Here is a 6,629-nt window from a genome sequence, read left to right on the forward strand (position 1 = left end):
AAAATACCACCCGGTGCGACCGGTTTGTTGGACCTGCAACGCCAGCGTTTTGATGTCCCATCGGCGAGCTAATTTCCAACAGGGTTGTCGAGGCTGCGAGACCTGGACCGTGGCTTCGCCGATCGACCACACGTCGCCGATGCAAGCATCCGTTTCGGTGAGACCCGCGATCGTAAAGTTCTCGCCAAACGCACCCCAATTCAAATCAGCGATTTGCAGCGTTGTTCGCCAGTCGGGGTAATGGTCGGCCGGGTAGACGCAAACGGCTTTGTGCGGACCTCCATGGTGCTCCAGATCCGCTTGTCCGTCTCCGTCAAGGTTCGTCGAACCCAGCCACAGAGGTTCGCTGACCGATTGCTTTAAGAACCCGGAAACCCAGGGCTTCTCGGTTCCGAGCGTTTGCGGTCGACCCACGTTGATAGAGACGATTGTTGGCACTGGCTAATCTCGCGGTGAGGCAGTGGATTCTTAGACCCGGTCCGACGGTCCTTAGTGCTTTGGCATCAAGGCGAGACACGAATCGGCATCGCAATCAGCAGTCCCGCGGTCCGGTCCTCGGTGCTCTTGCGATGTTTTACATGGCATTTTAAACATTGGGAAGCAAGCCGGATCGATCCGGCAAAACGATAGCGGTCGGCTTCGACCGCTTCATGATAGATTTGCTTCCTGCGGAGTGCTTTCACGGCAGCCTTCTCGAACTCGTCCTCTGGTTGATGATCGACGTTCACCACATCGGTGTCGACAATCAACCACTTCAGTTGAATGTTGTAGTGAGTCGCCAATTCATGGAACACATCCTCGAGTGATGCCGATGGAATCGCATGAGCCTCGTCTTCGTCAAAGAAATCGCGATGAACAATCTGCAGCGTGCCGTGGATCGTTTCGTGCAACAGTCGAGCACGCGCGCGGGCTTCGGCGAGACTCGTCGGTGGCGGCAGAGTGTCTGCGGGCGTGTCGGTCTGACCATTTTTTGCAGGTTTGCCGTGCGTGTCCCGGGGCGTTTCCTCGGCTCGCAGCGTCATCAACGACGTGAGGAAAATGCCGAGTGAAAGGACGACCAGAAATCGATGTCTCATTACGTTCTCATCAGGTGGGAATGGCCGAGACAACGAGAGATCACGGCATCAAGGGAGGTAGGAAAGGGGCAGCGGATTTTTGTGTGCGATCGATTTAGTCGATGGGGACGGTGTAGCTGATCGCTCCGATCGGTTCACCCGCTTTGACATCTTCGTAGTGAGCATGACACCTCACGCATTTTTGCATCACGACCGGTACCGGTGCTAATGCTCGCAAGTAATGTTTGCCATCGCGTGTCACCACCTCGTCAACCGTCTTCACGCCAGCCTTCAGTTTTTTGATGCATCTTTTGTAGGTCTCGCTTACGCCAAAGTCAACTTAATTCAGGTTGTTTCGTTTTTAACGCTACAGACGCAGTATCCGCGTGCGTTTTTTTGACAGCGATACTAGTCGCTTGATGTCGCGTCCGTCGCGGGGGCCTTGTCGTTGACCGTCGTTTCCTCCAGCACGGTTGCCGAACGCACGAACGAGATGCCTTGCGTGTTGCTGGTGTCGATCATGACCGTCTCGACCACAGGCGTGTTGACGGGTTGTCCCGCTTTCCACTCGACAATGAAACTGGCTCCGCTGCCACCACTTTTATCTTTTTGTTCGATGACAAATTCGGTGGACGCCAACGGCCCGAGCCGAAGCGGTTTTTCGACCAGCGATCGACGTTCCTTCCCACTGGTGTCGTAATAACGCACCGAGGTCAATGCGATGTCATTCTTTCGATCGGTGTTGCGTACCGATAGCGTGACAGTTAGCAGTCGAGGTTCACCACTTTGATGATAAATGTGCGAGTAAGCAGGGGCATACAGCGTTTGCCCCTGGACCGGATGCCACGGCAGTGCGTCGAGGTCCGTTCTTGCTGCGTCGCGAGTTCCCGGTTCGAGGAATTGAATTTCGTCTTCGATCGCCTCGAATCGCATTTCCAAGAAAAACGTCAACGCAACGATGGGGATGACCACGGTTAAAAACACGATCAGTTTAAAGTTCCGCATCATCTTGTCGGAATCGTCTTCATTGGGTTTCGGCATTTTTGGGCTCCATCTCGCGGGGACTGTCCAGCGGCGCGATAAAAGGGGGCGACGTGCTGACGCATCGCAGCAGCGCGTTTGGGGTCCTATGATTGTACCGCGTGATCCGCAACGAATACGGTTCGCAATGGCCTACACCGCCGTAATCTTTAATCCGATGATTCCCAGAATGACGACTCCGATACAAGCGATTCGCATGGGGGATGCCGATTCGCCAAGTAGGATGATGCCAAGAATCGCGGTCCCCACCGCGCCGATTCCCGTCCAAATGGCGTATCCCGTTCCAATGGGAATGTCTTTGATCGCAACCGCCAAGCAATAAAAGCTGGCAATCATCGTCAGGATCGTCAATACGCTTGGTCCTACTCGCGACCAACCCTCGGTGTACTTCAATCCAATCGCCCAGCCGATTTCTAATAGACCCGCAATGACGAGAAAAATCCATGACATGTTTGTGTTGACTGCCTGCGTTGGTGATGGTTTGCGTTTGTAGAGAGGATGCACAATCTGCGGTCTCACCCGCCGATCGGATGAACGTTGCCTCCTCCTTGCTTCCTCCCTCTCTTCACCGGACTCCGGTGATGAGACTTCGCTGTTACGAGACTTCGCGCAGCGGGATAATGGGGTTGGTCGATTCAAGCAATTGCTGCATCGTGACTCCGGCAAACGCGGCCTGAGTCGCTTCGTAAGCGCGATCCAGTTCGGCATGCAGCGGGCACAGCGAGGTGTGTGATTTTAGACCTAGCGGGCAGGCGTTGATTCGTTCCAGCGGCGCGACCGCATTGACCACGTCCAAAATCGTAATCTCCGCCGGTTCTTTCGCCAATTCATAGCCACCGCCGGGGCCGCTGCGTGAGCGGACCAAGCCGGCCGCGGCCAAGTCTTGCAGCACTCGGTTGAGATAACGCCGCGGCACCTTGGTTTGTTCCGCTAAAACGTCGGCCGAGGAGGGTTGTCCAATCCGAGTGCCCAAACAAGTCACCGCTCGCAGAGCGTATTCCGCTGTTTTTGAAAGCATGAAGGGGCCTTGTATTGGGGACGTTTCAGCAGGTTGGGGACAGGCATGGCGGACATCACATTCTAGAGCCAAAGCATAAACACGCCACCGCTACCGTCCACCGGTGGTGGATGGAACATTTTCACCTGTCTCGCCTTTTCCCTGGCTCTAGAAATCCCGCTTAGACGCCGAAAATGAGGAATCGCTAAATCTGCACCTTGACGTGCATGTTTTATTCTGTACCTTTTTGTGTATGTAATGCAGTTTATTCCCTCCGCCGTGTGCCGGCAACCTTCCCCCCACCCTGTTGTGCCAGGACATCCTGCCCATGTTGAGCGATAAAACTATCCAAATTGTCAAAGCAATTACCCCTTTGGTCGCCGCCAATGCGGAAACGATCACGCGTCGCTTCTACACGCGGATGTTTGAGGGGAACCCTGAAGTCAAAGCCTTTTTCAACCAAGCTCACCAACATTCCGGCGGCCAGCAAAAAGCGTTAGCCGGAGCGATCTGTGCCTACTTCTCTCATATCGATAATCCCGCCGTGCTGATGCCGGCGGTAGAGTTGATCGCTCAAAAGCATTGCTCGCTGGGGATCAAAGCCGAGCACTACCCCATCGTCGGCGAGCATTTGCTCGGCGCGATCAAAGACGTGATGGGCGACGCGGCGACCGACGAGATCATCGACGCGGTGGCCGAAGCGTATCAGTTTCTGGCGGACATCTTCATTGGCCGCGAGGGGGCAATCTATGAAGAGCAGCAGTCCGCACCGGGCGGCTGGAACGGTTACCGCAGCTTCGTGGTCGATCGCAAGGTTCCCGAGAGTGATGAAGTAACGTCGTTCTATCTGCGTCCCGAGGATCAAGGCCCGTTGCCGCCGTTTCGACCAGGCCAATACATTACCGTCCACATTGAACACCCCACCACCCCGACGTCGCCTCGCAATTACAGTTTGTCCGAGCGTCCAGGCGTCGAGCATTTCCGCATCAGCGTTAAACGCGAACAAGCACTTTCGCCGGATGCACCCGACGGGTTAATCTCAAATCATCTGCACGATGGAATTCAACCCGGCCATGTGGTCAAGCTGGGACCACCGTGCGGCGAGTTCACTATCCATCCCGAGACCGCGACCTCGGGACGCCCGGTGGTTTTGTTGGCGGGCGGGATCGGAGTCACACCGCTGTTGTCGATGGCCAAGTCCATCGTACACGCCAATCCCGAAGCGTCGATCTATTTCCTGCAGGCCGCTCGCAATAGTCGGGTGCACGCATTTGCCGACGAGATTGGAAATCTGGCGTCACTCAGCCCCAACATGCACACACGCGTGCTCTATGACTGTCCGTTGCCAGGCGATTTGGAAAACAACCGCTGCGACGGGGTCGGTTTTGTCACCACCGAGCTGTTACGTGAGTGGACGCCCTACCAAAGCGCCGATTTTTACTTCTGTGGCCCCAAACCGTTCATGCAAGCCGTCCACGCCTGCTTGCAAGAACTGGGCGTCGATGAAACTCGCGTCCGCTATGAATTCTTTGGTCCCAAAGAAGAGCTGCGGCAATCAGTCGCAAAAGTGGGGTAGGCTTCTAGCCTGTCATCATTATTGTTCACCCGCCTCCCTCATCCAATCTTTGACTGAACGAAGCAGCTCGAGATCAGCCATTCGATGCAATGATCGGAACCGGCGGCGTTAGCCGGTATATCCCTAGCCACCTACTCAGAGAATCCAATCATGGCAATCCAACACGCGAAACCAGGGGAAGTGTTTGACGTCGGCCTCTTGGGCGATGCCATCGCGAGCACGAAAACATCGACGCTATTGAAGACCGAGGCCTTCGAAGTGTTGCGATTGAACCTACCCGCAGGCAAAGTCATCGCCGAGCACAAAGCACGAGGCGAGATCACGGTCCAGTGCATCGAAGGCCGCGTGATCTTTACCGCGATGGGTGACGCGAACGAACTGACCGCGGGCAAAATGCTGTTTTTGTCGGCGGCCGAGCCTCATGCGGTTCAGGCCTTGGAGGATTCGTCGTTACTGGTCACCCTGATCTTGGGCAAAAAATAGCTCGTCATCGTCGTGATCGAACCATTTGCGAAGTTGGTCGCTCGGCGCGATTTCCTTAAACCAATCGTCGAGATTCAAGTCTTCTTTCTTGACTCCTCGCGGCCACAATCGATCGACCAAGACACGGTATCCCTTCGCGGATTTCGGCGAATCATAGACACGAGCAATCTCAATCGTCGGGGTTGGTTTCGACATCGAATCCTCCTGGCGGTTTCGCGGCAAGTTTGTTTAGCAGTAGGTGAAAGTAGATCAGTCCCTCGAAACCCTGCCAACGCTGAAGCAGGCTGGCAACCCCGTCATAATCAAGTGACTCGGTCACCTCGAGCCACGCTTGCAAATTGTTGCGTCCACCGACATCATCGCCGGGGAAGACGTGCAGTCGGCCCAGGCCACGCAGCATCGCGTATTCGGCCGACCAGCGACCGATCCCGCGAAATTGGCATAATGCGGCGACACAATCTTCGTCCGATAGAGGCTCGAATTGCGCGTACTCGAGTTCACCTTGACGAGTGACTTCGGCAAGGTTCAGTAGCGCCGTCGCCTTCTGTCGACTGAATCCAATCTGCCGCAATTGCTCGACATCCATACCGTGAAGTGCTTTCGCCTCTGGAAATGCAAATCGGCGAAACGGCGTCGTGTCAAACGGTTGCCCGTAGTGCTCGGCAAAGCGATTGAGCAGCTGGATTCCCGACGCCAACGAGACTTGTTGGCGGGCGATTGCGTTGCAAAGGCATTCAAATAACGACGCATAGCGTGGAGGCTTCATGCCGACAAACGGTTTGACCAGCTTCTGCAACTGTCGATGGTCAGCCGCCAATTGATAAAATTCCTTCAAATCAACGTCGATTCCAAGCAATCGCGTCAGAGTCGCTGTCAATTGTTTCTGTAGACCTGGAAACGGAGCGTCGATATGAGCGGTGACGTACAGCCGAGGCGTCTCTCGGCGGCCGCGTTGTCGAATTTCCACCAAGACAGCTTGGTCCCGCGCCACGAGCACGCGGCGATAAACATCGCCATCCCAATCATCGATGATGTTTTCGGGGCGTCGACGCAGCGTCCAAACGGCAAGATCCAATCGGTACGGAGGCTTGGGTTTCAGAGTGAACGTAATCAGCAGAATCGCTCCCAAAAAGGTGATTTGGCAAACACGAATCTTTTTTTATGTAACCGATCGTTCATTGTTGACTCTGTAAGGGTGATTGCCAAATGAATCTTTCGCTTTGACGCTGCATTGTGCACTATCGCGCATATTCCCCAATTAGAGGTGTGCACTTGCTGTGAAGATAGTGTGGTCAACCAAGCTTCGCCTGCGATGCAAGCCAATCTGGTGTCGTTGTGAGTAAGGATCCGATGAAAAGGGTAACACACCTTTCGCAATGGATTGCAAAGAATGACCAGCAAGAAATGCCGACGCGCGGTCGGTTCGTCTGTCTTACCGATGTTTCTCGTTTTACTCGCGACGATCGGCTTGAGCGAG

The 6,629-nt window shown here is 54.8% G+C and carries 10 protein-coding genes; 2 read left to right on the forward strand and 8 right to left on the reverse strand.

Going from position 1 to position 6,629, the window contains the following annotated elements; translation table 11 throughout:
- The 6 genes from ABX962_RS26230 to ABX962_RS26255 form a co-directional block, all read right to left on the reverse strand.
- Positions 1 to 438 (reverse strand): MOSC domain-containing protein (locus tag ABX962_RS26230; protein ID WP_372723784.1); only part of this gene is annotated, 438 nt, incomplete at its 3' end.
- Positions 439 to 503: 65 nt separating this feature from the next.
- The gene (locus ABX962_RS26235) at positions 504 to 1,076 is read right to left on the reverse strand and encodes a DUF3365 domain-containing protein (protein ID WP_372723786.1); all 573 of its coding nucleotides are present in this window, start codon (positions 1,074 to 1,076) and stop codon (positions 504 to 506) included.
- Between the two features lie 94 nt (positions 1,077 to 1,170).
- Positions 1,171 to 1,359: a DUF3365 domain-containing protein gene (locus ABX962_RS26240; RefSeq protein ID WP_372723801.1), complete on the reverse strand. Its 189-nt coding sequence runs from the start codon at positions 1,357 to 1,359 to the stop codon at positions 1,171 to 1,173.
- A 104-nt stretch (positions 1,360 to 1,463) separates the two neighbouring features.
- The gene (locus ABX962_RS26245) at positions 1,464 to 2,096 is read right to left on the reverse strand and encodes a DUF3124 domain-containing protein (RefSeq protein WP_372723788.1); all 633 of its coding nucleotides are present in this window, start codon (positions 2,094 to 2,096) and stop codon (positions 1,464 to 1,466) included.
- 132 nt (positions 2,097 to 2,228) lie between these two features.
- The gene (gene sugE / locus ABX962_RS26250; protein ID WP_372723790.1) at positions 2,229 to 2,546 is read right to left on the reverse strand and encodes a quaternary ammonium compound efflux SMR transporter SugE; all 318 of its coding nucleotides are present in this window, start codon (positions 2,544 to 2,546) and stop codon (positions 2,229 to 2,231) included.
- A 145-nt stretch (positions 2,547 to 2,691) separates the two neighbouring features.
- Positions 2,692 to 3,114: an Rrf2 family transcriptional regulator gene (locus tag ABX962_RS26255; protein ID WP_372723792.1), complete on the reverse strand. Its 423-nt coding sequence runs from the start codon at positions 3,112 to 3,114 to the stop codon at positions 2,692 to 2,694.
- A 307-nt stretch (positions 3,115 to 3,421) separates the two neighbouring features.
- Between ABX962_RS26255 and hmpA the strand changes: the two genes are divergently transcribed.
- Entirely contained in the window at positions 3,422 to 4,669 is a 1,248-nt protein-coding gene (hmpA, locus tag ABX962_RS26260) for an NO-inducible flavohemoprotein (RefSeq protein WP_372723794.1), read from the forward strand.
- A 150-nt stretch (positions 4,670 to 4,819) separates the two neighbouring features.
- Entirely contained in the window at positions 4,820 to 5,152 is a 333-nt protein-coding gene (locus ABX962_RS26265) for a cupin domain-containing protein (protein WP_372723796.1), read from the forward strand.
- Here ABX962_RS26265 and ABX962_RS26270 read toward each other — a convergent pair.
- On the reverse strand, positions 5,120 to 5,347 hold the full coding sequence (locus tag ABX962_RS26270; protein ID WP_372723797.1) for a DUF488 domain-containing protein: 228 nt from the start codon (positions 5,345 to 5,347) through the stop codon (positions 5,120 to 5,122). The genes ABX962_RS26265 and ABX962_RS26270 overlap by 33 nt on opposite strands.
- On the reverse strand, positions 5,322 to 6,281 hold the full coding sequence (locus tag ABX962_RS26275; protein WP_372723799.1) for a DNA-3-methyladenine glycosylase: 960 nt from the start codon (positions 6,279 to 6,281) through the stop codon (positions 5,322 to 5,324). Before ABX962_RS26275 ends, ABX962_RS26270 begins: the two co-directional genes overlap by 26 nt.
- Positions 6,282 to 6,629 lie beyond the last annotated feature (348 nt).

The organism is Novipirellula sp., assembly GCF_041583735.1.
In the GTDB taxonomy this organism is placed as follows: Bacteria; Planctomycetota; Planctomycetia; order Pirellulales; family Pirellulaceae; genus Novipirellula.